We start from the raw sequence: 24,138 nt of genomic DNA on the forward strand, positions 1-24,138 counted from the left end.
CCTCCCCATCTGAGATGGGGAGGTATGGGAAGAGACTCTTCCGGACGTGAGAGGGGGGATAAAAATGCAATCTTTTCGCAACTTTGTGCGACGGATCGGGCATTTCCTCACGTAAAAGGCAGTGGGGATATGGTATGAGCTGAGGCTGTGGCCGGATCGGTTAATCGGTCGGGACGTAAGCTTGTACCACCGAAATGATGCCGCCGCCTGTATGCGGCTGGAAGGACTGCATGCTGTCGCGTTTTTTTATTGACCGCCCGATCTTTGCCTGGGTGATTGCCATTGTCATCATGCTGGCGGGGCTGCTCAGTATCCGCACGTTGCCGGTCGAACAATATCCCGATATCGCCTTGCCGCAGGTGCGGATCAACGCCTCCTATCCGGGGGCCTCAGCCAAGACGGTTGAGGATTCGGTGACGCAGGTCATCGAGCAGGGCATGATCGGCCTTGATCGCCTGAAATATATGAGTGCCTCAAGCTCGGATAACGGCAGCGCCAATGTGACGCTGGTGTTCGAAGCCGGTACCGATATCGATGTGGCGCAGGTGCAGGTGCAGAATCAGGTGCAGAGCATCATCAACCGCCTGCCGCAGGATGTGCAGGCGCAAGGGTTACGCATCAATAAGGCGTCGAACAATACGCTTCTGATCTTTTCGCTATATTCGCCCGACGGGTCGCTGACCAATGCCGATCTTGGGGACTATATCGGCACCAATATTCAGGACCATCTGGCGCGGGTGGATGGGGTCGGCGAAACCAATATTTTCGGCTCGCCCTATGCCATGCGTATTTGGCTCAATCCGGACAGGCTGGCCGCGTTGAAGCTGACGCCTTCGGATGTGGTGACGGCGATCCGTGCCCAGAATGCGCAGGTTTCTGCCGGACAGCTGGCGGCGCAGCCGATTGAGGCGGATGTGGCGCTCAATGCCACCATTACCTCGCAGTCACGATTAACGACGCCGGAGGAATTCCGCGAAATTGTGCTGAAAAGTTCGGTGGAGGGCGCGACCGTTTATCTTAAGGACGTGGCGCGGGTCGAACTGGGGCAGCAGAGCTATAATTCGGTGTCGCGTCTGAACGGGCAGCCTGCGACGGGGATCATGCTCAATCTGGCGACGGGGGCCAATGCGCTTAAGACCGCCGATCTGGCCAAGGCCAGAATGGAAGAACTGTCGAAAAACTTCCCGGCCAATATCGCCTATGCCATCCCGAATGATTCCACCGACTTCATCAAGCTGTCGATCAAGGAAGTGGTCAAGACGCTGGTTGAGGCCGTGTTTCTGGTCTTCATCGTCATGTATCTGTTTTTGCAGAACTGGCGCGCGACGATCATCCCGACCATTGCCATTCCGGTCGTGCTTCTGGGGACGCTGGGGATACTGGCGGCGTTCGGGTTCTCGATCAATCTTCTGACCATGTTCGGGCTGGTGCTGGCGATTGGTTTGCTGGTGGATGACGCCATTGTCGTGGTCGAAAACGTCGAGCGGGTGATGCATGATGAAGGGCTTGATCCCATCGAGGCCACGCGTAAATCGATGGATGAAATCACTGGTGCCCTGATCGGTATCGGGCTTGTGCTGTCGGCGATCTTTGTGCCCATGGCGTTTTTTGGCGGCACCCAGGGCATCATCTATCGTCAGTTTTCCATCACCATTGTGTCGGCCATGGCGCTTTCGGTTGTGGTGGCGCTGGTGCTGACGCCGCCTTTGTGTGCGACGATCCTCAAGCCGATCGACAAGCAAAAACATGCGGACAAGAAAGGCTTTTTCGGCTGGTTCAACCGCTTCTTTGATAAGGCCAGCCGCAGCTATATGGGCCGCGTGGGCAAGATTATCGCCAAACCTGTGCGTTATGTGGCCATCTATCTGGCGGTGATTGCCGCCTGTGGCATGATGTTCAAGATCCTGCCGACCTCGTTTTTGCCGGATGAGGATCAGGGCTTTATGTCGACCTTTATCCAGTTGCCGACGGGCACGACGGCCAATATCACGCAGGAAGTGGTCAGCAAGGTCGCGGCCTATATGGAGAAGGATCCGGCGGCGCGTTATGTCTTTTCACGCGTCGGCGGCGAGCAAAATCAGGGCAATGTCAATATGCGCATGAAGCCCTTTGATGAGCGCAAGGGGGCGGATATGCGCGTACCTGCGGTCATTGAGCGGGCGCGGAAAGAGTTTGCCAAGCCGGAATATAAGGGGGCGCGGATCATCCCGTCCCAGCCGCCGGTGGTGCGGTCACTGGGGGATTCGTCAGGCTTTTCATTTGTGCTGAAAGACGTTGGCGGTATTGGCAATGAGGCGCTTTTGAATGCGCGCAATGAGTTTATCCGTCTGGCGGAAGCGGACTCACGGTTGGGGTCGGTGCGGTCAGGCGGTGAAGACTATTCGCCGCAGCTCAAGATCGATGTCGATAAGACCGCGGCCAATGTCATGGGCGTCGGGATCACGGAAATCAACAGTGTTCTGAGCGTGGCCTGGGGTGGTTCCTATGTGAACGACTTTATTGATCGCGGGCGCATCAAGCGCGTTTATGTGCAGGCCGATGGGCCTTACCGCATGCGGCCGGAAGACCTTAATCGCTGGTTTGTGCGCAACAGCGCCGGTGAGATGGTGCCGTTTGCCGCCTTTGGCTCGTCACGCTGGGTGACGGGTTCGCCTAATCTGCAACGCTATCAGGGGTCGCCGTCAACGGGGATTTCAGGCATGCCCGCCGAAGGGCTTTCGACCGGTGCGGCCATGACGGCGGTTGAGGAAATCGCCCAGCAACTGCCGGAAGGCACGGCGATTGAATGGACGGGCGTGTCCTTGCAGGAACGTGAGGCGGGGTCGCAGGCACCGGCGCTTTATGCCCTGTCGATCCTTGTGGTGTTTTTGCTGCTGGCGGCGCTTTATGAAAGCTGGACGATCCCGTTTGCGGTTATTCTGGTTATTCCGCTCAGTATTCTGGGGGCCTTGCTCGCGACCTATGCGCGCGGGCTTGAGAACGATATCTTCTTTCAGGTCGGGCTGTTGACGACCGTGGGGTTGAGCTCGAAAAACGCTATTCTGATTGTCGAATATGCGCGTACCCTGCATGCGCGGGGTATGGGCCTGATTGAGGCTACGCTTGAGGCCTCACGTATCCGGTTGCGGCCTATCCTGATGACCTCGTTTGCCTTTACGTTCGGGGTGTTGCCGCTGGCGATTGCCTCAGGGGCGGGGTCAGGGGCGCAGCATTCCATCGGTACCGGTCTGATCGGGGGCGTGCTATCGGCGACGCTTCTGGCGATCTTCTATATTCCGCTGTTCTTTGTGCTGGTGCAGCGGTTTTTGGGCAAGAAGGCGAAACCGGTGGCGCAGGCATAGGACTTGATGGTTTGGGTCATTTGAGTTATATTAATGATCAGATGATCGAACCGGAGGTGTCCTATGGGGGTTGTCCCGCTTGAACTGCATGACGGTCGCCTGACGGACTTTACGGGCATGTACGCAGCGCCTGCACATGTGCGTGTGGGCTGGGTGCGCAAAGGGGTGCGGGCCGCTGAGCTTAAGGACATGATCGGCCGTATGGGCGTGGCGCAGGAAGTCCTGCTGAAGCAGCTTAAGCTGTCGGCGGCCACCGTCAATCGTAAGGCCCGGCGCGACGAAGGCCTGTCGTCGGAGGATAGCGAACGGGTCATGGGGGTGGCGCGGCTTATCGGGCAGGTGCAGACCATGGTCGAGGAATCCGGCGATCCCGAAGGCTTTGATGCGGCGCGCTGGGTGGCAAGATGGCTTGAGACGCCGCTTCCGGCCTTAGGTGGCGAGACGCCCGGCAGCTATATGGACACCATGCAGGGGCAAGCCATGATTTCCAATCTGCTGGCGATGGCGCAGTCCGGGGCCTATGCCTGATGGTGGCTAAGGGGGGCGTTGAGACACGTTTTCTGTGGCGTATTGGCACGGATACGCCGGGCTATACAGCCGATGACATGAGCGGGACGGGTTCCAAGATTACGGGTGGTCGCTGGAATCTGCAGGGGCAGGCGATGGTCTACTGTTCATCGAATATTGCACTGGCCTGTCTTGAGACATGGGTGCATCTGCGTGAAGGTGATCTGCCGTTCAACCGCTATCTGGTGCGCATTGAGGTGCCGGAAATTCTGTGGCAGGGGGCGGCTATATTTGATGCGGCGGCCCATGTCGGCTGGGATGCTGTGCCGAAGGGTATGGTGAGCATTGAAGCGGGGGGGCGCTTTGTTGCCGAGGGGGCTTCGGCCCTGATGCGTGTACCTTCGGTGATTGTGCCGGAAGAAGACAATGTGCTGATCAATCCCCTGCATCCGACAAGCCAGACGATCCGCGCCGTCAAGGTGCGCAAGTGGCTCTATGACGGGCGGATGCGGTAACAGGCGTCAGCCTGCCATGCGTTTGATCAGGCCGTCCTTAAGGACAAACTGGTGGAACAGGGCCATGACGATGTGGCCGAGGATCAGCACCAGAAGCACCCATGCCAGTTCGCCGTGGAAATTGGCACCAATGTCGGTTGCGGCCTTGATGCCGGTATCGGGGGCGCGGGCCGCGAAGATTTCAAAACCGAACGGGGCAAAGGCGCGCTCAGACCCCCAGGCGCGGATAAGGGCGGCGGAAGGTACGGCGAGCAGCAGGACATAGAGGCCGAGGTGGCCCAGTCTGGCGGCGTAGCCTAACAGGCCTTCGGGCGGGCGGGGGCGGTGTTCGCGGTTGATAAAGGCCCAGATCAGGCGGATGAGGATCAGGACAAACAGGCTGGTGCCGACCTGATAGTGGTTGGCTGAGAGCGCTTCGGTCAGGGCGTGGTCGCGCCCCAGTGTCACCTTGCTGATCATGCCGGAAAATTGCCAGACGATGAGAAAGGCCATGCCCCAGTGCAGGGCGCGGGTGACGAGGCCGTATCTCTGGCGGTTGTCTCTGGTTTGCATAGGGTTACCTGTTTTTTTGATGTCCTTGGTAATCCGAGCCTAACCTGTTTTCGCGGGGGGTGGCGATTAACATATGTTTGATGAGGTTGCGCGACGGAATATGAAAAAGCCCCCGCCGGTAAGGGCGGGGGCTTTGACTCTGAAGATACCCGCTCGGCACCTCCCCATGCTGACGCATAGGGAGGAGGGAGCCTTTTTATCCTAATCCAGTCTGACGACCACGACCGATTTGGCGGGGATGTTCAGTTCAAGGACATTCCCCTTCACCTTGCCGCCGGTATAGGCTTTCGGGGCGATGACTTCAGGCTTGCCCGGTGTGTTGTGTGCGTCCATCTGGGTGTGGGTTAGGACTTCGCCGGAGACGGATTTCGCCTTTTCAGACCCCAGATTGACGTTCAGCACATAGCCGTTTTGCGGGTGCATATTGGCGACGGCAATATAGATCTTGCCGTCCTTGCCGCGGGCGGCGGTTGTGTTGAAGGCCGGAATGGACTTGTCGCCGACCGTCCATGTCGGGGCGGTGACTTCGAGCGGCAGATGTGTGGAATCGTGGAACGGCACATACATCTTGAAGGCGTAATAGGTTGGCGTCAGGGCGATGTTCGGCCCGTCGGTCAGGATCATCGCCTGAAGGACGTTAATCGTCTGGGCGATGTTGGTCATCTTCACGCGATCGGTATATTCGTGGAAGATGTTGAAGTTGGCAGCCGCGACAATGCCGTCACGCAGGGTGTTTTGCTGATAGAGGTGGCCCGGATTGGTGCCTTCTTCGACATCGTACCATGTGCCCCATTCATCGACATAGAGCGCGATGCGTTTGTCCTTGTCATGCTTGTCCATCGCAGCGGTGTGTTGTTTCAGGAGGTCGTCCATGCGCAGGGTTTGATGGAAGGTGGAGAACCACTGGTCTTCGCCGAAGCCGCGGGCCGCGCCTTTTTTGCTCCAGTTGCCGGTTGGCAGGGTGTAGTAGTGGACGCTGATGGCATCCATACGACGACCGGCATGGCCTACGACCACATCCGTCCAGTTGATATCGAAAGCATTGGCACCACCGGCGACGCGGATGGCGGGGTTGTCCTTGCCCTTATGGAAGAAGGACGAGAAGCGGCGATATTCGTTGGCATAGTATTCGGCAGTCATTTCCCCGCCGCAGCCCCAGTTTTCATTACCGATACCGATGAAAGGCACCTTGAAGGGTTCATCGCGGCCATTGGCGCGGCGTTCCTGTGCCAGTGTGTCATCACCCGGTGAGGTCAGATATTCGATCCATTCGCGCATTTCGGTCGGATTGCTTGAGCCGACATTGACCGCCAGATAGGCATCGGCACCGACCTGTTCGGCGAATTCAAAAAATTCATGCGTGCCGAAGTGATTGGTTTCCGGTGAACCTCCCCACCAGTTGTTTTTGCGCGAGGGGCGCTTTGAACGCTCACCGATACCGTCGCGCCAGTGATATTCGTCGGCAAAACAGCCGCCCGGCCAGCGGATAACCGGCACCTTGATGTCTTTCAGGGCCTTGACGACATCGTTGCGGATACCGCGTGTGTTGGGGATGGCGGAGTCTTCACCGACCCAGACGCCTTCGTAGATGCCGGCACCCAGATGCTCGGAAAATTGTCCGTACACGTAGCGGGAGATTTCACCGGTCGGCTGGTCGGCCTTGAGGGTGGCCTCGACCTTTTGCTGGGCAAAGGCGGTCGGCGCAAAGCCGATGGCGGCGGTAAGCGCCAAAGCGGTCAGGGTTTTGATCATGGTTTTCTGTTTCCTCTTTTTTATGGGTTTGCCCCTTCCACCGCTTCGCGGTCCCCCTTCCCCGTAAACGGGGAAGGATTAAGGATATCAGGGGAGTTCAAGGGTGATGACGGACTTGGCCGGTGCGGTCAGAGTCAGGGTGGTGTTGGTGAGTTTTGCCGTGGTGAAGGGTTGCAGGCGCACGACATCGGGCTTTTCAAAGCTGTTGTGGCTGTCCATCTCAGGCGCGGTCAGGATGCGGCCGGTGACGGTTTTGCCCTTATGACCCTCAAGTTTCAGGGTTAGAGTATGGCTCTTGTGCGGATCAAGATTGGCAATGGAGACATGGATTTTGCCGGACGTGTCACGCGAGGCCGTGGCATGAAGCGCGGGCACCGAGGCGCCGTTGTGGCTGTAGGCCGAAGCGGTAAATGTCAGCGGAATCAGGGTGGCGTCCTGATGCACCTTATAGAGATCAAACACATGATAGGTGGGGGTCAGCACCATCTTCGGGCCATCGGTCAGGATCATGGATTGCAGGACATTGACCATCTGGGCGATGTTGGCGACCTTTACGCGGTCGGCGTGGTTCTGGAAAATATTGAGCGACACGGCGGCCACCAGCGCATCGCGCAGGGTGTTTTGCTGATAGAGGCCGGTATTCAGATGGGCAGGGATAGTGGGGTCGGAATCGTACCATGTGCCCCATTCATCAACGATCAGATCAACGCGCTTTTTCGGGTCGGCCTTATCCATCACCTCAAGATTTTTGACGATCACTTCCTCGGTCAGCAGGGCGCGCTGCATGGTGGACATCCACTGGTCTTCGGGGAAGTTCAGTTGTGCGCCCTTGGTGCCCCAGTTGCTGGTCGGCAGGGTATAGAAGTGCAGGGCTATGCCATTGAACAGCGGACGTTCCGAAGTCCACAGCAGATTGCCCTCGGACTGACTGCGCCATTCGGCGGCGCGTTCCATGACCACCTTTGTCCAGTTGTAGTCGTCAGTATCGGGGCCAACCGCAATCAGATAGGGGCGCGTTGGGCCGGACGCGTTTTTCAGATAGGCCGAATAGTGACGTAGCAGGTCGGAATAGTATTCCGGTGTCATATTGCCGCCGCAGCCCCATGTTTCGTTGCCGACACCGACAAACGGCACGCTCCACGGTTCGGTACGGCCATTTTTAGCGCGTTCGCTGCCCGGGCCGGTTGAGGCGGGTGCGGTCATATATTGCAGCCAGGCCTGACTGTCGCGCACACTGCCCGAGCCCATGTTGAGCGAGATATAGGCTTCGGCCCCGACCTGTTCGACCAGATCGAAGAATTCATGCGTGCCGAACTGGTTGGATTCGGGTTGGCGTGACCAGCTTGAATTGATCGTGCCTTTGCGTTGATCGCGTGGGCCTATGCCGTCGCGCCAGTGGTAGTCATCGGCGAAGCAGCCGCCCGGCCAGCGGATCAGCGGCACCCTGATGTGTTTCAGGGCAGAAACGACGTCAGAGCGGATGCCGCGCACATTGGGGATAGAACTGTCTTCGCCGACCCAGATGCCTTCATAGACGCCGCGCCCCAGATGTTCGACAAACTGCCCGTGCAGATGGCGGGAAATGGTCGGGCCTTCGGCCGATGTGTCAAGCGTGGCTGAGGTCTGGGCTGACGCGATATACGGGCTTGTGGCAAGCACTATTGCGGTCATAAGGCCGATAACAAGCTGTCGCATCAAGCGATTCCCCAATGGTTGTTGTTTGTTGCGGGCAGGCTATATAGTCGGACAAATTCTGTAAAGGGAAGTGTCTGATATATTTTGGCGGTTGATTACCCCTTCCACCGCTTCGCGGTCCCCCTTCCCCGTAAACGGGGAGATTTAAGCACTTTGGCTCCGTAAACGGGAGAGGAATTTAAACGTCAGGCTATGGTCTGGCGGAACAGTCGGCATTCATAGACCGAGGTCCAGTTGTTCTGATCACTCTCGAAACGCACGCTCAGGGTGGATTTGCCGCGTGTCAGTTCAGGCGGCAGGGCGTAGGTGACGACATTGGCGGTGACGGTTGGCTCACCGGTCAGGCGTTCACGCACCAGAAGCGTGCCATTGATCAGTATGCGGAAGTCTTTGTTGCGGTCACGTCCGGCATAGGTCACCTGAAGGGCCAGATTTGTTTCGCCGGAGGCGGAGAGATCGAATTGCAGGTAGCCCTTATTGAGCATCCGTCCGCGTTCGGCAATGTGGGTGATGGTGCCGGTGGACGGTGTGCCTGAGAAATTGTGGTCGCGTTCGGGCTGCATTTCGCCCAAGCGAATGACATCGAGCGTGGCGGCGCGGATAGCGGCGGTTTCCGCTGCGGCTTTACGGTATTCGACTTCGGTTTCCACCCATTCTGCCGTGCCGAAGCGGCGGAAATAGACGGCGGTACGATTATGGTGCTGCTCAAAGAACGGGCGCAGGGTCAGGGGTTGCGGGGCACCTTTTTCCGCAGGGGTAAAGACGTGCGGGCTGTTCAGGGCCGGTTGCAGAATGTTGTCGGGCGCATCCGAAATAATCACCGGATCGAAGCCTTCCCACGGGGCATTGACCGGGCCAAGATCGGCGGCAAGCACCAGCGGGCCATTAAGGAAGGCGGTCAGGCGGTCGTCGTCCGGCATGGTCTCAAAGTGAACGGATTTGGGCAGGGTGAGCGTCAGGCGGTCGCCTGATTTCAGGCCGGTTAGGGTGGCGTAGCCGTCCTTGACATGAAGCGGGACGGCTTTGTTGTTGCGGCTTAAGGAGGGGTTTTGGGCCCATTTGGGGATGCGCAAGGCCAGCGCCTGTTTGGCAGGCCATTGGCGCAGGGTGATCGTGGTCTCATCGCCATAGGGGAAGGCGGTGTCGAGGTCAGCGACAATGCCCTTGTCGGGCCAGTTGAGTTGTGACGCATAATAGAGGTTGACGATCAGGCGACCATCGCCGCGATTATCATGCCACCAGATGCTTTCGCCATGTTTGGAATGGCTTTCCATGCCTGAACCGACGCAGCACCAGAAGTCGTTGAACGGGTCGGAGTGGACACGGCCAAAGCCTGAGGCCAGAGGGGTAAAATAGGTGAACATGCCCGATTTCGGGTCTTGTTGGCTCATGATGTGGTTGAGGTGGGCGCGTTCGTAATAATCGAAATAGGACGCATCTCCTGACCAGCCATAGAGGTGGCGCGTGAGGCGCAGCATATTATAGGTGTTGCAGGCTTCGCAGGTTTGCTGATCCAGACGGGTGGCGAGCTTTTTTGGCGCACCGAAATGTTCGTGGTCGGAATTGCCGCCAATAACGTATGAGTGGTCCTTGGTGACGGTTTCCCAGAAGAACAGGGCGGTTTTAGCGTTTTGCGGCTGCTGATTGAGTTCATAGAGGCGGGCGAGGCCGACAACCTTGGGGATCTGGGTGTTGGCGTGCTTGCCGTCGAGTTCGTCACGGCCTTCGGCCAGCGGGGTCAGGACGCCCTTGTGGTACAGCCGCTCGGCCAGTTTCAGCCAGCGGGTGTCCTTGGTGCGGCTATAGAGTTCGGCATAGGCTTCGTTGATGCCGCCATGTTCGGCGTGCAGGAAGTTCTGAAGCTGGGTGTCATCAAGGCCTTCGATGATGGTGCCAAGATAGTCCGCCAGACCGATCGCGACCTTAAGGGCATCGGCGTCACCGGTGTGTTTGTGGGCGTCGAGCGCACCGGCAAACACCTTATGGTAGGTATAGACCGGCACCCAGCCGCCGTTGAGGTCAAAGCCGCCGGAGCGGATATCGCCCTTGCGCACTTCTTCATAGACGATCTTGCCGTCAATGGTTTTACCGTCACGGTCCACCGTGGTGCCGCCGGCATAGCCGTCGCCGTGGGCGGCCTGAATTTTCATCAGTTGTTCGGTGACGTAGCGGGCGCGGTCTTTGAAACGCTCATCGCCGGTCTGGGCGTAGATGAGTGATACGGCAGAATGGTAATGCCCGAGGCTGTGGCCGGCGATGCCGCGCGATTCCCAGCCGCCATAGACCTCACCTTTGGTCGGCAGGCCTGCGCCTGCGTAGAAATTGTGCAGCAGGCGGTCGGCATCGAGTGACAGGAGGTAGCGCTGGTTGGCCTCAATGGAGGTGAGAAATACCGAGGGTTTCAGCCTGACGGTGTTCAGGGGGACAGGGGTGACGGTTCCGGCAGAGGGCGCGGCGCGGGTCTGGGCCAATGTAGCGCTTGAGATGAGCGTGCTGCCAAGGGCAGCGGCTTTGAGCGTGGCGCGGCGAGATATCTGCATAGTGGCATTTCCCTGTTATTGTCGGAGTTATTATAACGGGGGATCGCCAGAGGTTAAGGGGGAAAATGACCCCTCCGTCTTTTTTAGCTGACGCTAAAAAATCCACCTCCCCATCGTTTCACGATAGGGAGGAGAAAGGGGGCAGGATGAAAAAGGGTCAGGCGGCGGCGAGGGCGCTCAGGTCATTGGCCGCGCCTTCGATGGCGGCGGTTTTGGCTTCGGGGCCAAAAGCCATCTTTTCGGCGCGGACGAAGGTTACATCGGTCACGCCCATAAAGCCCAGAAGCGTGCGGATATGGCCTTCCTGAAAGTCGACCGCCGTGCCGTCGCCTTCGGAATAGAAACCGTCGCGGGTTTCGATGACGATGGCCGATTTGCCGGTCACCAGACCTTCGGGGCCTGCCTCACTGTAGCGGAAGGTGCGGCCTGATTTCAGTACATAGTCGAACCATGTCTTGAGCAGGGCTGACATGCCGAAATTATACATCGGCGCACCGATGATGATCTTGTCGGCGGCTTCCAGCGCTGTGATCAGCTCTTCGCGTTTGGCCGCCAGTGCCGCGCCTTCGCTTTCGGGTTCGGCGGTGCCGAAAAAGCCTGAGATATTGCTGGCCGACAGGGCAGGCAAAGGGTTCAGGCCGAGGTCATATTCGGTGAAGGTGACGGACGGGTCAGCCTTTTTCAGATCGGATTTATAGGACTCGGTCAGGACGCGGGATACTGAGCCTTCGGATTTGACGGTAGAGTGAATGATGAGGGTGTTGGACATGGGAGGGTTCCGTAATTTGTAATTATGATGGTTGCATATTGGGGTTTGCCCCTTTAAGGACGGAGGCATTTTGCCCCCTCCACCCCTTCGGGATCCCCCTTCCCCGTAAACGGGGAAGGATTTAAAGGGTCTGGCCCCCGCTACGCAGGGGAGGATGACGTTTTAGAATTTGCCGGCGCGGAAGTCGGCGAAGGCCTGATAGATTTCTTCGGGCGTGTTCATGACGAACGGGCCGTGGCGGGCGATGGGTTCACCGAGCGGCTTACCCAGAACCACCAGCACCTTCGCCCCATCAAGACCGGCAATGAGGGGTAACTGATCGCCATTCGTCAGGACGGCGGCCTGACCGCGTTCGACGACCACCTGACCGATATTGACCGCGCCGTCATGCACATAGATGAAACCGGCATGGTCGGCAGGGACGGGGATCGCGATATCGGCGTCCTGTTCGAGTGTTACATCGGCGATGAACGGCTTTGTGGTTGGTGAGGCAATCGGGCCTGACTGGCCCTGATACTGACCGGCCAGAAGCTTGACGGAGACATCCGTATGACGGATGACCGGAATAGTATCGGCGGGGACATCCTTATAGGCCGGATCAAACATCTTTTCGGAGGCGGGCAGGTTGAGCCATAACTGGAAGCCCTGCATCAGGCCGTCTTCCTGTTCCGGCATTTCCGAATGGACAAGGCCGCGGGCGGTGGTCATCCATTGTACGTCGCCGGGGCCAAGCAGGCCTTCGTTGCCTTTGGAGTCGCGGTGGCGCATGCGACCGGCCAGCATATAGGTAATGGTCTCAAACCCCCGATGCGGATGGTCAGGAAAACCGGCAATATAGGCGGTCGGATCATCCGAGCGGAATTCATCGAGCATCAGGAACGGATCGACTTCGGGCAGGGCCTGTGTGCCCAGAACGCGATTGAGCTTTACGCCTGCACCATCGGTGGCGGGCTGGCCGCGCACGATGCGCGTGACGCTGCGGGGGGTGGTAGACATGATCTGTGTCCTTTCTGTTGAGGCGAATATAGCGGGCACAAGGTGTTGCCAGAAGATCGGGATTCGTGATTATAGTGTTGCGAAAAGTGGAACGGGTGGGGCTTTTCACTTTTGCCCCTCACCCCGACCCTCTCCCCGGAGGGGAGAGGGAGCGGAAAGAGACCACTCCGACGGCTTCGCCGCCACCTCTCCCACAAGAGGCAGGGAGGCGTGAAGAAAGGACAAACGATGATCTGTGATGTGTCTTTAGAGGATTTGCAGGCGTTTTTTCTGGTGGTCGAAACGGGTTCGTTTGCGCGGGCAGCGGATCGCATGGGGGTGGCGAAGTCAATCGTCAGTCGGCGGGTGTCGTCGCTAGAGACGGCGTTGAAGGCACGGCTTCTGACGCGGACGGCGCGGGGGACGCAGGCGACCGATGTCGGGCTGATCTATTATGAGAAGGCGCGTGAGGCACTGGCGCAGCTTGAGGCGGCGCAGGAGGCGGTGGCCGAGGCTGTCTATGAGGTGGCGGGGCCGATAAGGCTGAGTGCGCCCTTGAGTTTCGGGGTGACGCACCTGTCGAAGGTATTGGCGGAATTTGCCGCGACCTATCCGCGGGTCGAACTGGATATCGGCTTTGATGACCGGCGCGTCGATGTGCTGGGGGGCGGGTATGATCTGGTGGTGCGGATCGGGGAGATGGGCGATTCCGCGCTGGTGGCGCGGCGTATCGGCCTGATCAATGCCGTGCTGGTGGCGTCACCGGAATATCTGGCGCGGACCGGCCGGCCGGAAAATCTGGCGGCGCTCAATGGGCGGGAGGGGCTGATCTATACCAATGTCAGTCAGGGCGATATCTGGCGCTTTGGGGAGACGAGCGTGAAAATGCGCTCACGGTTGCGCAGTGACAGTGGTGAGATGCTGCTCTGTGCGGCGGTGGCGGGGCTGGGGATTGCCATCCTGCCGGGCTTTATTGCCGCAAAGGCGATTGCAGACGGGACACTGGAGGTGCTGCTGCCTGAGCAGGCTATGACCTCGCCCTTGCAGGCGGTGATGCCGCCCGGACGGGCCAAGACGGCGCGGGTCAGGGCGCTGGTCGATTATCTGGCGCTGAGGTTTTCCGGTGAAGTGTTGTAAGAGACGGTTTCAAAAGAGACCCCTCCGTCTTTTTGCCTTATGGCAAAAATCCACCTCCCCATGCTGTCACATAGGGAGGAGAAGTTTTCAGCAGGGAGGAACGGGTTAGTTGGTGGCGTTTTCGGCCTTGTCGGCGGCTTTTTCGAGAGGGCTCTTGTCTTCGAACTGACCGGCGGCTTCGTCTACGCCCTGAGGCAGGGATTCGAGCGCGTCAACGGTGCGTTCGCCCGTTGTGCGGTTGTCCGGTGCCAGAGTCAGGAAGGCAATGACGGCGATGACAATCACCGCAATCAGGCCCCCGATGACGAGTCCCTTATTTGATCCGCTGGCTGTGGCCATGACTTAGTCCCCTTCAGTTGAATAAAGGCTCAGGCTGACAGGGAAAAGACAAAGGGTCAGTGCGGGAGGCGGCAGAAGACGTAAGGAAGGGGTAAGTAAGAAAAATCCTCAGCCTGACCGATTTCAGGTCAGTTTTGGCCAATGCCAGCCTGGGACAGGCTGAGGTCAAGCGCCGTTGCCGCCGGCGGGGACAGGGTCGGGCGCAACTCGTTCAGGAAGATGCGGCCGCTGTAACGCTGGGCATAGGTGCGTGCCTCGGCATTGGCCAGACGGCGCAGATCAAGCGGCATGTGGGGCCAGTAGCCATAGATCAGGCTGAGGCGTGTTTTGTGGGCCTTGGGCGAAAGCGGGGATTTGAGGTAGGAAGTGCGCAGGGCTTCTATTGTTGCCGGAGTTAGGGCCGGAGTCAGAGATCGTGACTGTTCTATCAGCAGGCGGGCTTTCAGAACCTCAAGTTCGCCACGGGCCGGGGCGGCTTCGATGGCCTGATCGGCCAGAGCGATGGCCGTTTCGGAATCTGCCGCCAGAGCCTGACTGTGGAAGGTTTCGGCAAAGGGCAGTATCGCCGGCATGGCCAGAGGGCGCAGATACTGAATGGCACCGGTGAGGGCAAAGCCCGCCGTAATAAGGCACAGGCCGACAATGGCAAAGCGGGCGCTCAGACCGGTGAACTGGGTCGCGGGCTGGGCGCTAAACCTGTTGGACATAATGCAAGGCCCCCTCAGAACGGCGTGCGTATAATTTCTGAAAACAGTACCTGTGGCAAGGGGGTAAACAGGGTTAATGAAAGGTAACTAACCTGACAGGTGTATCTGGTTGCGGGGGGAACATGACTGACGTAGCCATTAACCATACAGGTCGGCCTATCGCTGTAAAATCCTGTTCGGCATTGCCTCATGGGTGCTGTTCTGGCGGGCTCTCTTAGGTAAAGCGTCGGATAACGGGCTGGGCATTTTGTGGCATAGATGTTGCAGATGCTGAGGGAAATGGGTCGCCGCAATTGTTGTGGTGGGTTGGCAAGCTGAATCGTCGTAAGGTGCTGTGATATGGGCGCGGGGCGATGAGGGGAATGCATAATGGTTAATACAGTCGTGGAAACCCTTAGTCGTAAGGGGACGCCCTTCTGGGCGGAGACGCTGCGTCTTGATGATGCACGTGAGAGGGTGCGCCCGCCGCATAACACGGATGACCAGGCTTCACCTGATCCGCACCCGTTTTTTTCCGGCGGCTTTATTCGCCTGATTGATGTGATCGTCAGTCTTGTGGCGCTTGTGTTCCTGTTGCCGGCCATGGTGCTGGTGGGCCTGTGGGTGCGTCTGAATGATGGCGGGCCAGCCTTTTATGCCCAGCCACGCATCGGTCGCGGGGGGAAGCTGTTTAAATGCTACAAGTTCAGAAGCATGCGGGTGAATGCCGATGCGCTTTTGACTGAGTATCTTTTGTCTAATGAGGTGGCGCGTCTGGAATGGGAAAAAGAACACAAGCTGAAGAATGATCCGCGGATCACAGGTCTGGGTCACTTCATCCGCAAGACCAGTCTGGATGAGTTGCCGCAATTGTGGAACGTGTTGCGTGGCGATATGAGCCTTGTCGGACCGCGCCCCATTGTGGCGGCAGAGGTTGTGAAATACGGGCACAGCTTCCCTGCCTATGCCTCGGTCACGCCGGGCATCACCGGGTTGTGGCAGGTCATGGGCCGTAATGATGTCTGCTATCATCGTCGCGTGGCCATGGACCGGCTGTTTGCGCGCCGCCGTAACCTGAGGCTTTATGTGTTTATTCTGCTGGCGACCATACCGGCTGTGTTGTTGCAAAAAGGGTCATACTGATCCGGCGTGTTTGCGCGGCTTCTGGTCGAGCGATTGCCACATCAGGGGGTCGCTTGCGGATTGTCGCGATATCCAGCGGTATTTGACCTCTGTCCATGGGCGAATACTGTTGCGCAGATTATCCAGAATAAAATCGCCCGAGTCAGTGGTCAGAATGAGAACGGCGTGGGTTTCACGTCGTCTTGTCTCTACGATGGCAATGCTTAAGGTGTCCGGCGCAAAGCCGTTTTCAATCAGAAGCCTGCGTTTGAGCAGCACATAGTCTTCGCAGTCGCCATAGGCGTCAGCGTTCAGATCTGGCACAAACCAGTAGTCGTCGCGACCGAACTGGCTCAGATCGCTACGCGAACGCAGGCGCCGGTTAACGTCGTGATTAACCTGTCGGGCGGTTTGCCACATCTCATCCGTCATCAGGGTTTTCGGGCGGGTATCGGACGGTGTCAGGGAAATCGGCGATGGTGAGCCGTTCAAACCCGTATCGTCCGACGCCTCAACTCTGTTGTCCGGTGTAATACTGGCGGGCAAAAGCTCACGACCGGAGCCTATGCCTAGACGGTGTAGCAGCCGGTCGCGTAAACGTGCCTGAAAGAGGGCGTCATCGGTTGCCGGTCCATGCTGACAATCCGCAGGGTTACGGGCGCAAAAGGACAGGAAGGCGGTCGGTGTGAGAACCGGGGGGCCAGGGTTTAGCCAGGCTGTGTTCAGGCTGTTGCGGTCTTTTGTTTGCGCATGCAGTGGCGCAGGTGCGCCTGCCAGCAGGATCAGGCTTGCCGAGGATATGAAAAGGGTAAGTAACCTGCGCAATGGTTTCTCTCCTGAACCGGCGCATTCTGTGCCGACAGAGGGGAGCTTACGTAGAAAATATCAAATAACGGATAAGACTAATGGTTAATAATTATTAGCCGTTTTAGAGCCTTAGACGGCTGTGCCCTTATGCGTCTGGCAGAATATATGCATAGGGGCAGCTAGCGGTAGCCATCTGGGGTGCCGCTATGTATATAAGCGCTCATTAACCTTTCGGAAAACTGTCGCCTGCTGATGCTGAACCGCGTACAAACCCTATTGAACTTTCTGAGGGGGGGCGAATTAGCCGAACAGGCCGTGCCTGTGTCGTCTATCGACATGCCGACCTATGCGGTGGGGGATGTGCATGGGCGGTTCGATCTGTTTGAACAAATGATCGCCCGCCTGTGGGCCGATGCCATGAAACTGAAGACCCCTTCGCGCCTTGTGCTGCTGGGGGACTATGTTGATCGCGGGCCGGAGTCTCAGGATGTGCTGGCGCTGATCTGTGCCTTGCAGGATACGGTAGCTTTTCGGGAAATATGGCCGGAGATTATCGTCCTGCGCGGTAATCACGAAGCCACGCTGCTGGGGTTTCTGGAAGATGCTTCGGTGGGGCCGGTGTGGGTGGCGCATGGCGGGCACTCGACCCTTGTCTCCTATGGCATTCACCCGCCCGTGAACCGTACGGACAGCGAGGCCTGGGAAGAGGTCAGGCTGGCCTTCAGGGATGTGTTTCCGGCGCGGCATCTTGAGCTGCTGCAATCTTCCAGACTGACCTATCAGGCGGGAGACTATCTGTTTGTGCATGCCGGTATAAGGCCCGGTCAGGCGCTTGAGTTGCAGAACGAAGATACCTTCCTGTGGATCCGGAACGCGTTTCTCAAGGCTGAACGGGCGGGCGAACATGTTGTGGTGCATGGTCACACGCCTGCCGAAGAGGTGCATAATGGTGCGTGGCGTATTGGTCTGGATACCGGGGCCTATGCGACCGGTGTGCTGAGTGCCGTGTATCTTAATGAGACGGAGCGGCGTGTGGTGCAGATTGGCACCGATGTTGCAGGATCATAGGTCGTCTGGGGCGGTTAGGGCCGTATCAGGCCCTTGATCCGGTTGACTCTGACGAGGCTTTTTCACCATAATCCACAGTGGTGGTCCGTCGTACGGACGGCGGCTGTCTTTTATAAGAATATGAGGGGTCTATGACGTTTCGCGTCTCCTTGCTGGCCATTCTGGCGATGATTACTGCGGCTGTGGTCACTCTGGCGCCGTTTCAGGCGGCACCGGCTATGGCTCAAACGACCGCATCTGAAGACGGGGTCTACCAGTATCAGTTGGGCTCCGGTGATAAGGTGCGCCTGATCGTGTTTGGTGAAAAAGACCTGAGCGGTGAGTTTGTCGTCAATGGTGCAGGGATTATTTCGCTGCCTCTGATTGGTGATGTTCAGGCGCGTGGCCTGACGGCCAGTGAACTTCAGACCCGCATCGCTACCGCCTATGCGCAGGGCTATCTGATCGATCCCAAGGTCAATATTGAAGTAATGAACTTCCGCCCCTTCTATATTCTGGGGGAAGTGAACAAGCCCGGTGAATATCCGTACAGTGACGGATTGACGGTGGTTAACGCGGTGGCGCGTGCCGAGGGCTATACCTATCGGGCCGATACCCGCCGCGTCTATATAAAGCACGCCAATCAGGAGAAAGAGGTGGCCGTACCTCTCACATCTACGGTAATGGTGGCGCCAGGTGACACAATCCGTATCGGCGAACGTTTCTTTTGAGACACGCTGACCGGATTTAAGCCTGTTTGGCGCTATTTCGCATAGCATTGTTCTTGATGAGGCCTTTTATTTGTGCGCATGCTAACGGGCATGGGCGAGGCTTGAGGGTGGCGATATGATCAGTTTTAAAAAAGGCGTGGCGTTGGCCGCAGGCATGCTTATGTGTGCCGGAATGACCTATGCCGTAGCCAGCACGCAAGCTAGCGATGTTGTGGTTACGGGACTGAGCGGCCAGCAACTCGATCTCAAAACAAAGATCAGCATTCTTGTACGCGAAAAGGAAGAGGCGCTAAGCAAGGGCGATATGGCTCTGGCGGAGCAGAAGCAGATTGAAATCGATAAGTTGCTGCGTCAGGCGGCCATAGACGGTCTTACGGATATTGAACTGAACGCGGTGCTTCTGGCGGTACAGGAAGAGCGGTCTTCGGATCGCGCGACCTTTGCGACGGATGGCGCGGGCGACTGGCGGGGGGCAACCTCAACGGGGGCGCAACCGAATGATCCCGGAAACGGGTATCGCGGGCCGGGTGAGGGGGATCAGCCCGAAACCCCCGGCAGCGGTTATCGCGAAGCCTGATCTCTGTCTGTCATAATCTGTGGAACTGCACGTCTTTTCAGATGTGTGACGGTATGACGTGCCTGAGGTGTAAGTCGGTGTCCGACGGGGGAGACGTTTCTTTTTGTAACGTTTCAGAGTGGTACGCTTTTTGCTGATCTGAGTGAAATTATCCGGAGTGACACAGGGCGTACAGGAAACGGGCCCTGATGACAGTCCGATCGGCAATCATGCGCCTCTGGGGTACGATAGGGTACGGCTCAGGGCGGACAGTTTTATTTTAAGGGGTTTACGATGGCGCGGTTGGTGAAAACGCTTTTGGCAGGTTTGGCGCTTAGTGCTGTCATTCAGGGAGCTTCTCTGGGGACGGCCATGGCGCAGGATGAGGCCGCTCCCGGCGGTTCGGAGTTTCGCCGTGACCGCAATCTGTCGGTGCAGCAGCGTGTGCCGGAAGCCTATCGCTCACTCGGCGTGAAGTGGGGCGGGTTCACCGCCTGGCCGCGTGTGCAGGTTGATCTGGAGTCAACCGACAACGTATTTTACACCCCGAGCAACAAGCAGAGTGACCTTATTGTGCGGGTGCGTCCCGAACTGGGACTGAAGTCAAACTGGAGCCGTCACCGCCTTGGGGCGCTGGCCCGTGTGGGCGCTTCCTACTATGCCGACCATAATGATGAGAGCAACACCGAGTGGTTGCTGAACGGTTCGGGACGGTACGACATTGTCGGCGCGACCAATCTGTTCGGCAGCTATACGGTCAATCAGGGCTATGACCAGCGCGGCGAGGAGCCGTCTCTGGCGCGGGCAGTGGAGCCGGTGAAGTATTTCGGCCAGTCCGGCGACCTTGGGGTCGATGTGGTGGGTAACCGTCTGCGTGTCATAGGCAAGGCCAGCTTCCAGAAGCTCGATTATGACAATGTCAGAGATTTTGACGGCAACATCATCGATCAGAATCATCGTGACCGTACCGAAACACGCGGTCTGGTGCGCGGTGAATATGCGGTCAGTCCGGACACATCGGTTTATCTTTATTATGAAGCCAACCAGCGTGAATATGACCGGTTTGGTGCCTTGCGTGACTCGGATGGCTATGATGCCGGTATCGGGGCGAGCTTTGACCTGTCGCGTCTGGTGCGCGGTGAGGTTCAGGTCGGTCAGTACAAGCAGTCCTATGAAAACGGCAGCTACAGCGATGCCAAGGGCAGCTCCTATCGCGGTAAGGTCGAATGGTTCCCGACGCAGTTGACGACCGTGGGTTTCCATGGCTCACGCGCGGTTTATGAAACGCCGGAAATCGGGTCTTCGGGCTATGTGTCATCGGTTCTGGGGGTCAGTGTCGATCATGAGTTGCGCCGGAATATCATCCTGTCGGCGGCCTATAGCCGTGCAGATAATGAATATAACGAATTCGACCGTGAAGACGAGCGTGCGCGCGTCGATCTGGCGGTCAGGTACCGTATGAACCGTAAGGTGGCGATTGTCGGTGGTTATACCTATAACGATCTGTCGTCTTCGGGTGCCCAGCAGGTGCCGTCGTACAAGAATAATACGCTTAAGCTGAGCCTCACAGTAGCTTACTAAGCAGGCCCTGAATCAGCCGGATATGGTGTGGGGGTGAACCTGTTGTTCCCCCCGCGTAATCCTATGAAAAGTTATGCAAAATGAAGTCCGTTGACAATATGTCGAGTGAAGCCGGTGTGCCCGCTTTGCCAAGCTTTGACCTGAGAGCGGTAATCAGTGATTTCCGCCGGTTTGCGCGTTTTTTTATTGCCGTGTTCGTGCTTGTGACGCTGGCGATATTTATTCCCATACTCATGCAGACGCCGACCTATACGTCGTTCTCAAACGTCATGATCGACCCGCGGACGATGAATACGTCACCGGTAGAGGACGTCTTGTCAGGCTTGCCGGCTGATGCGGCGACGATTGATACCGAGGTTGAGATCATCAGCTCGCGTGCGCTTGCGCAACGTGTGGTCACGTCACTGAAGCTCGCGGAAGATGCAGAATTCAATCCGGATGTGCGCGAGAAAAAAGGCCTGTTTGGGGCTGCGAAAGCGGATAAGGCAAAGGCACTGACGCCGCTGCAGACGCAGTACCGTGATCAGGCGATTATTGATCGTGTGCTGGCAGGGCTCAAGGTCAGCCGTCAGGGCATGACCCGGATCATTACGATCAGCTATACCAGCCAGTCAGCGGAAAAATCCACGCAGATCGCCAATGAGTGGGCGAGGCTTTATCTTACGCAACAGATTGAGGCCAAGTTCGAGGCGACCAAGGAGGCCAACAGCTGGCTGAATGATCAACTGGATGAGTTGCGTGTCGAGGTGCTGGAAAAAGAGGCGGCGGTTCAGAACTATATGATCGTTAACAACCTGATGAGTGCGCAGGGCGCGACCCTGACCGAGCAGGAAATTTCCAATCTCAATCAGACCCATGCGAGCGTTAAGGTCGATCTGGCTGAGGCTGAGGCGCGTCTGGCGACGGCCAAGCGCCAGCTGGCGGCGGGGTCAACCGGTGAAGATGTCGGTGAAGCGCTGGATTCGCAGGTCATCAAGGATCTGCGCCAGCAGCGGACACAGGTGACGCGTCGGATTGCTGAAATGGAAAGTCGCTATGGGCCTTTGCATCCTGAAATTATCAAGGCCAAGCGCGAATTGCAGGACATAGATTCGCAGATCAAATCCGAGATCCAGCGCATTATCTCCAATCTTGAAGCACAGGCTTCGGTGCAGCGTCAGCGGTCGGCTTCGGTTGCGGGCAGTGTGGGCCAGGCCCGGGGCAAGCTTGTGGGGAATAACCGGGCTATGGTGCGGTTGAATGAGCTGCAACGCGAAGCTGAGGCCTCACGCACACTTTATGAGTCCTATCTGGATCGCTTCAAGCAGACAGCGGCTTCGGGGGGCATTGAGAAAACCGATGCGCGTATTGTGTCGCGGGCCAGTTTGCCAACCGGGCCAAGTGCGCCGCAACTCAAGCTTTCGTTCATACTGGCCATGATGTGTGGACTAGGGGCGGCTGTGGCAGCGGTGCTGGTGCGCCGGGCGCTCGATAGCGGGCTGGTCACCGGTACAGATGTCGAAACCTTGCTGGACCAATCCTATCTGGCCGGTATTCCGGCACTGGCTTCGACCGCAGAGTCGGGCACCAAGATTACCAGCCCGCCGCTGGAATTCATTCAGCAAAGGCCTCTGTCGGTCTTTGCTGAAGGGTTCCGCAGCCTCAGGGCTTCGCTGCTCTATTCGCGACTGGGTGAATCCGTGAAAGTTATTGCGGTTACCTCGTCCCTGCCCGGGGAAGGCAAGACCACGACCTCGGTATGTCTGGCGCAGGTTATGGTGCAGGCGGGGCAGTCGGTTGTGGTGGTTGACTGTGACCTGCGTCGCCGCTCGGTTAAGGATGTGCTGGGCTTTGAGGTCAAGAGCGGGTTGCTTGAGGTGCTCGCGGGAACAGCTACGCTTGATGAGGTTATCGTCAAGGATGCGCATGGCGTTCAGTATGTGCCGCTGGCCGACAACACTTATACGCCGAAAGAGGTGTTTGGCAGCGATGCCATGGACCGTTTGCTGGCAGAGCTGCGTGAGCGGTTTGATACGGTTATTCTCGATACGGCACCGGTGCTGCCGGTTGTGGATACGCGTATTCTGGCGCGTAAGGCGGATGCCACGATCATGTTGCTGCGCTGGCGCAAGACGCCGCGCAATGCGGTCACCGGTGCGCTTTCGCTGCTTGAGACCGCAGGCGCAAAGGTAACGGGTGTCGTGCTTACGCAGGTCGATATGAAAGAGCAGGCCCGTTACGGTTACGGAGACTCCGGCTATTATTATAACGCTTATAAGAAATACTATACCGAGTAATTCCTAACTCTCCGCCGCCCCTGTTTTCAGAAGCAGGGGCGGTTTTGTCATGTCCCCCAAGTTGAAGAAGAGTGCTGTAAGGATGGGCCGTGTGCGTCCGGTTATCTTGAACGGGAAATTCCTGACCATGTCCGCAACCGGTGTGAGCCGGGTGGCGGAGGAGCTGACGCGCGCAATAGGCGACATTCTGGCGAACGAGCCGGATATACTGCGCGGGCGTGAGATCAGGGTTCTGGCACCAGATGAGGCAGATGCGGCGAGGCGGGAAGGCGTGCAGGCCCTGAATGGTATCCCTGTATACAGGGGGGGATGGTTCAGCGGAAAATTCAGGAACCTGATTTGGGAGCAATGCAGCCTGCCGTTTATGGCGCGTAGGGGTCTGCTGGTGAATCTGTGCAATTCCGGCCCGATTTGGCACAGTCATTCCATTAGCCTGATACATGATGCACAGGTGTATCTGACGCCGCAGTCCTATGGGCGGGGATTTCGCCAGTGGTACAGGTTCATGTTGCCGATTTTAGGGCGGCGGTCGGCGCGTATCCTGACCGTGTCGCAGTACTCAAAGACGCAGCTGGTTGCGCACGGGGTGGCGTCTGCCGACAAAATTACCGTTATCCATAATGGCTGCGATCAGGTCTTGCGTATGGCGCCGGATACGGATTTTCCTCAACGTCTGGGCCTGACGACGGGGGGCTATGTTGTGGCGCTGGCCAATACGCAGGCGCACAAGAACATTCAGGTTCTGCTGCGGGCATTCATGCGGCCTGAACTACAGGATATGACACTGGTGCTGTTTGGTGCAGACGGCAGGCAGGATTTTGAAAATAAAGGCCTTGAAGTGCCTGATAATGTTGTCTTTGCCGGAAGGGTCAGTGACCCGGAACTGGCAGGGCTTATACAAGGGGCCTGCGCCATGGCGTGCCCATCCCTGACCGAAGGCTTTGGTCTGCCGCCGCTTGAGGCCATGCGGCTCGGCTGTCCGGCGATTATTGCGCCCTGCGGTGCCTTGCCGGAAGTGTGTGGCGAGGCGGCTTTATGGGCCGATCCTCACGCGCCGGCGCAATGGGCAGCCCATATAAGACGTCTTAGGGATGATCAGCCGTTTTCGCTTGAAATGCGTTCGCGCGGGGTGGTGCAGGCTTCAGACTTTACCTGGGCGCGGGCGGCACGGCGCTTGCTGGATGTAGTGGTGAGTGTGCCGTAACGGTTC

At 57.8% G+C, this 24,138-nt stretch carries 20 protein-coding genes; 11 read left to right on the plus strand and 9 right to left on the minus strand.

The features are described 5' to 3' along the window. Window positions 1–230 precede the first annotated feature (230 nt). The 3 genes from E5201_RS11580 (at window position 231) to E5201_RS11590 (ending at window position 4,363) form a co-directional block, all read left to right on the plus strand. Window positions 231–3,341 (plus strand): efflux RND transporter permease subunit, encoded by a 3,111-nt coding sequence (locus E5201_RS11580; RefSeq protein ID WP_281280220.1) that lies wholly within the window; start codon window positions 231–233, stop codon window positions 3,339–3,341. Window positions 3,342–3,404: 63 nt separating this feature from the next. Beyond that, the gene (locus tag E5201_RS11585) at window positions 3,405–3,869 is read left to right on the plus strand and encodes an antitoxin Xre/MbcA/ParS toxin-binding domain-containing protein (RefSeq protein ID WP_246050654.1); all 465 of its coding nucleotides are present in this window, start codon (window positions 3,405–3,407) and stop codon (window positions 3,867–3,869) included. Next, complete coding sequence (locus tag E5201_RS11590; RefSeq protein ID WP_140986264.1) at window positions 3,869–4,363, plus strand: RES family NAD+ phosphorylase; 495 nt, start codon at window positions 3,869–3,871, stop codon at window positions 4,361–4,363. The genes E5201_RS11585 and E5201_RS11590 overlap by 1 nt, the downstream gene beginning before the upstream one ends. A gap of 6 nt (window positions 4,364–4,369) precedes the next feature. Here the strand turns inward: E5201_RS11590 and E5201_RS11595 are convergent, their stop codons facing one another. The 6 genes from E5201_RS11595 to E5201_RS11620 form a co-directional block, all read right to left on the minus strand. Next, window positions 4,370–4,915: a cytochrome b gene (locus E5201_RS11595; protein ID WP_140986265.1), complete on the minus strand. Its 546-nt coding sequence runs from the start codon at window positions 4,913–4,915 to the stop codon at window positions 4,370–4,372. A 201-nt stretch (window positions 4,916–5,116) separates the two neighbouring features. Further along, window positions 5,117–6,667, minus strand: a complete 1,551-nt coding sequence (locus tag E5201_RS11600; protein WP_140986266.1) for an alpha-N-arabinofuranosidase — start codon at window positions 6,665–6,667, stop codon at window positions 5,117–5,119. A gap of 87 nt (window positions 6,668–6,754) precedes the next feature. After that, the gene (locus tag E5201_RS11605; RefSeq protein ID WP_181404617.1) at window positions 6,755–8,362 is read right to left on the minus strand and encodes an alpha-N-arabinofuranosidase; all 1,608 of its coding nucleotides are present in this window, start codon (window positions 8,360–8,362) and stop codon (window positions 6,755–6,757) included. Between the two features lie 185 nt (window positions 8,363–8,547). Next, window positions 8,548–10,902 (minus strand): glycoside hydrolase family 127 protein, encoded by a 2,355-nt coding sequence (locus E5201_RS11610; protein WP_140986267.1) that lies wholly within the window; start codon window positions 10,900–10,902, stop codon window positions 8,548–8,550. A gap of 157 nt (window positions 10,903–11,059) precedes the next feature. Then, a complete protein-coding gene (locus E5201_RS11615) occupies window positions 11,060–11,671 on the minus strand; it encodes an FMN-dependent NADH-azoreductase (RefSeq protein WP_140986268.1) in 612 nt (203 codons plus the stop codon). 162 nt (window positions 11,672–11,833) lie between these two features. Then, window positions 11,834–12,667: a pirin family protein gene (locus E5201_RS11620; protein WP_140986269.1), complete on the minus strand. Its 834-nt coding sequence runs from the start codon at window positions 12,665–12,667 to the stop codon at window positions 11,834–11,836. 210 nt (window positions 12,668–12,877) lie between these two features. Here E5201_RS11620 and E5201_RS11625 point away from each other — a divergent pair, with 210 nt between their 5' ends. After that, window positions 12,878–13,783: a LysR family transcriptional regulator gene (locus tag E5201_RS11625; protein ID WP_140986270.1), complete on the plus strand. Its 906-nt coding sequence runs from the start codon at window positions 12,878–12,880 to the stop codon at window positions 13,781–13,783. A 105-nt stretch (window positions 13,784–13,888) separates the two neighbouring features. Here E5201_RS11625 and E5201_RS11630 read toward each other — a convergent pair whose 3' ends face one another. Then, window positions 13,889–14,122 carry a hypothetical protein gene (locus E5201_RS11630; protein WP_140986271.1) on the minus strand — a complete coding sequence of 78 codons (234 nt, stop codon included), beginning with the start codon at window positions 14,120–14,122 and terminating at the stop codon, window positions 13,889–13,891. Between the two features lie 128 nt (window positions 14,123–14,250). Further along, window positions 14,251–14,829, minus strand: coding sequence for a hypothetical protein (locus tag E5201_RS11635; RefSeq protein WP_140986272.1), 579 nt, complete (start codon window positions 14,827–14,829; stop codon window positions 14,251–14,253). Between the two features lie 369 nt (window positions 14,830–15,198). Here E5201_RS11635 and E5201_RS11640 point away from each other — a divergent pair, with 369 nt between their 5' ends. Continuing rightward, window positions 15,199–15,951: a sugar transferase gene (locus E5201_RS11640; protein WP_140986273.1), complete on the plus strand. Its 753-nt coding sequence runs from the start codon at window positions 15,199–15,201 to the stop codon at window positions 15,949–15,951. On the opposite strand, the gene E5201_RS11645 is transcribed toward E5201_RS11640, so the two are convergent. Then, complete coding sequence (locus E5201_RS11645) at window positions 15,943–16,755, minus strand: transglutaminase-like cysteine peptidase (RefSeq protein WP_140986274.1); 813 nt, start codon at window positions 16,753–16,755, stop codon at window positions 15,943–15,945. The genes E5201_RS11640 and E5201_RS11645 overlap by 9 nt on opposite strands. A gap of 234 nt (window positions 16,756–16,989) precedes the next feature. Here E5201_RS11645 and E5201_RS11650 point away from each other — a divergent pair, with 234 nt between their 5' ends. From E5201_RS11650 to E5201_RS11675, 6 genes are all read left to right on the plus strand, one after another. Then, window positions 16,990–17,805: a metallophosphoesterase family protein gene (locus E5201_RS11650; protein ID WP_140986275.1), complete on the plus strand. Its 816-nt coding sequence runs from the start codon at window positions 16,990–16,992 to the stop codon at window positions 17,803–17,805. Window positions 17,806–17,936: 131 nt separating this feature from the next. Next, a complete protein-coding gene (locus tag E5201_RS11655; protein ID WP_140986276.1) occupies window positions 17,937–18,515 on the plus strand; it encodes a polysaccharide biosynthesis/export family protein in 579 nt (192 codons plus the stop codon). 115 nt (window positions 18,516–18,630) lie between these two features. Further along, entirely contained in the window at window positions 18,631–19,092 is a 462-nt protein-coding gene (locus E5201_RS11660) for a hypothetical protein (protein WP_140986277.1), read from the plus strand. A 273-nt stretch (window positions 19,093–19,365) separates the two neighbouring features. After that, the gene (locus E5201_RS11665; RefSeq protein ID WP_140986278.1) at window positions 19,366–20,652 is read left to right on the plus strand and encodes an outer membrane beta-barrel protein; all 1,287 of its coding nucleotides are present in this window, start codon (window positions 19,366–19,368) and stop codon (window positions 20,650–20,652) included. 80 nt (window positions 20,653–20,732) lie between these two features. Then, window positions 20,733–22,928, plus strand: coding sequence for a GumC family protein (locus tag E5201_RS11670; protein ID WP_140986279.1), 2,196 nt, complete (start codon window positions 20,733–20,735; stop codon window positions 22,926–22,928). Window positions 22,929–23,055: 127 nt separating this feature from the next. After that, the gene (locus tag E5201_RS11675; RefSeq protein ID WP_219993620.1) at window positions 23,056–24,132 is read left to right on the plus strand and encodes a glycosyltransferase family 4 protein; all 1,077 of its coding nucleotides are present in this window, start codon (window positions 23,056–23,058) and stop codon (window positions 24,130–24,132) included. Window positions 24,133–24,138: the final 6 nt, after the last annotated feature.

The organism is Asticcacaulis tiandongensis (assembly GCF_006475605.1).
GTDB lineage: Bacteria > Pseudomonadota > Alphaproteobacteria > Caulobacterales > Caulobacteraceae > Asticcacaulis > Asticcacaulis tiandongensis.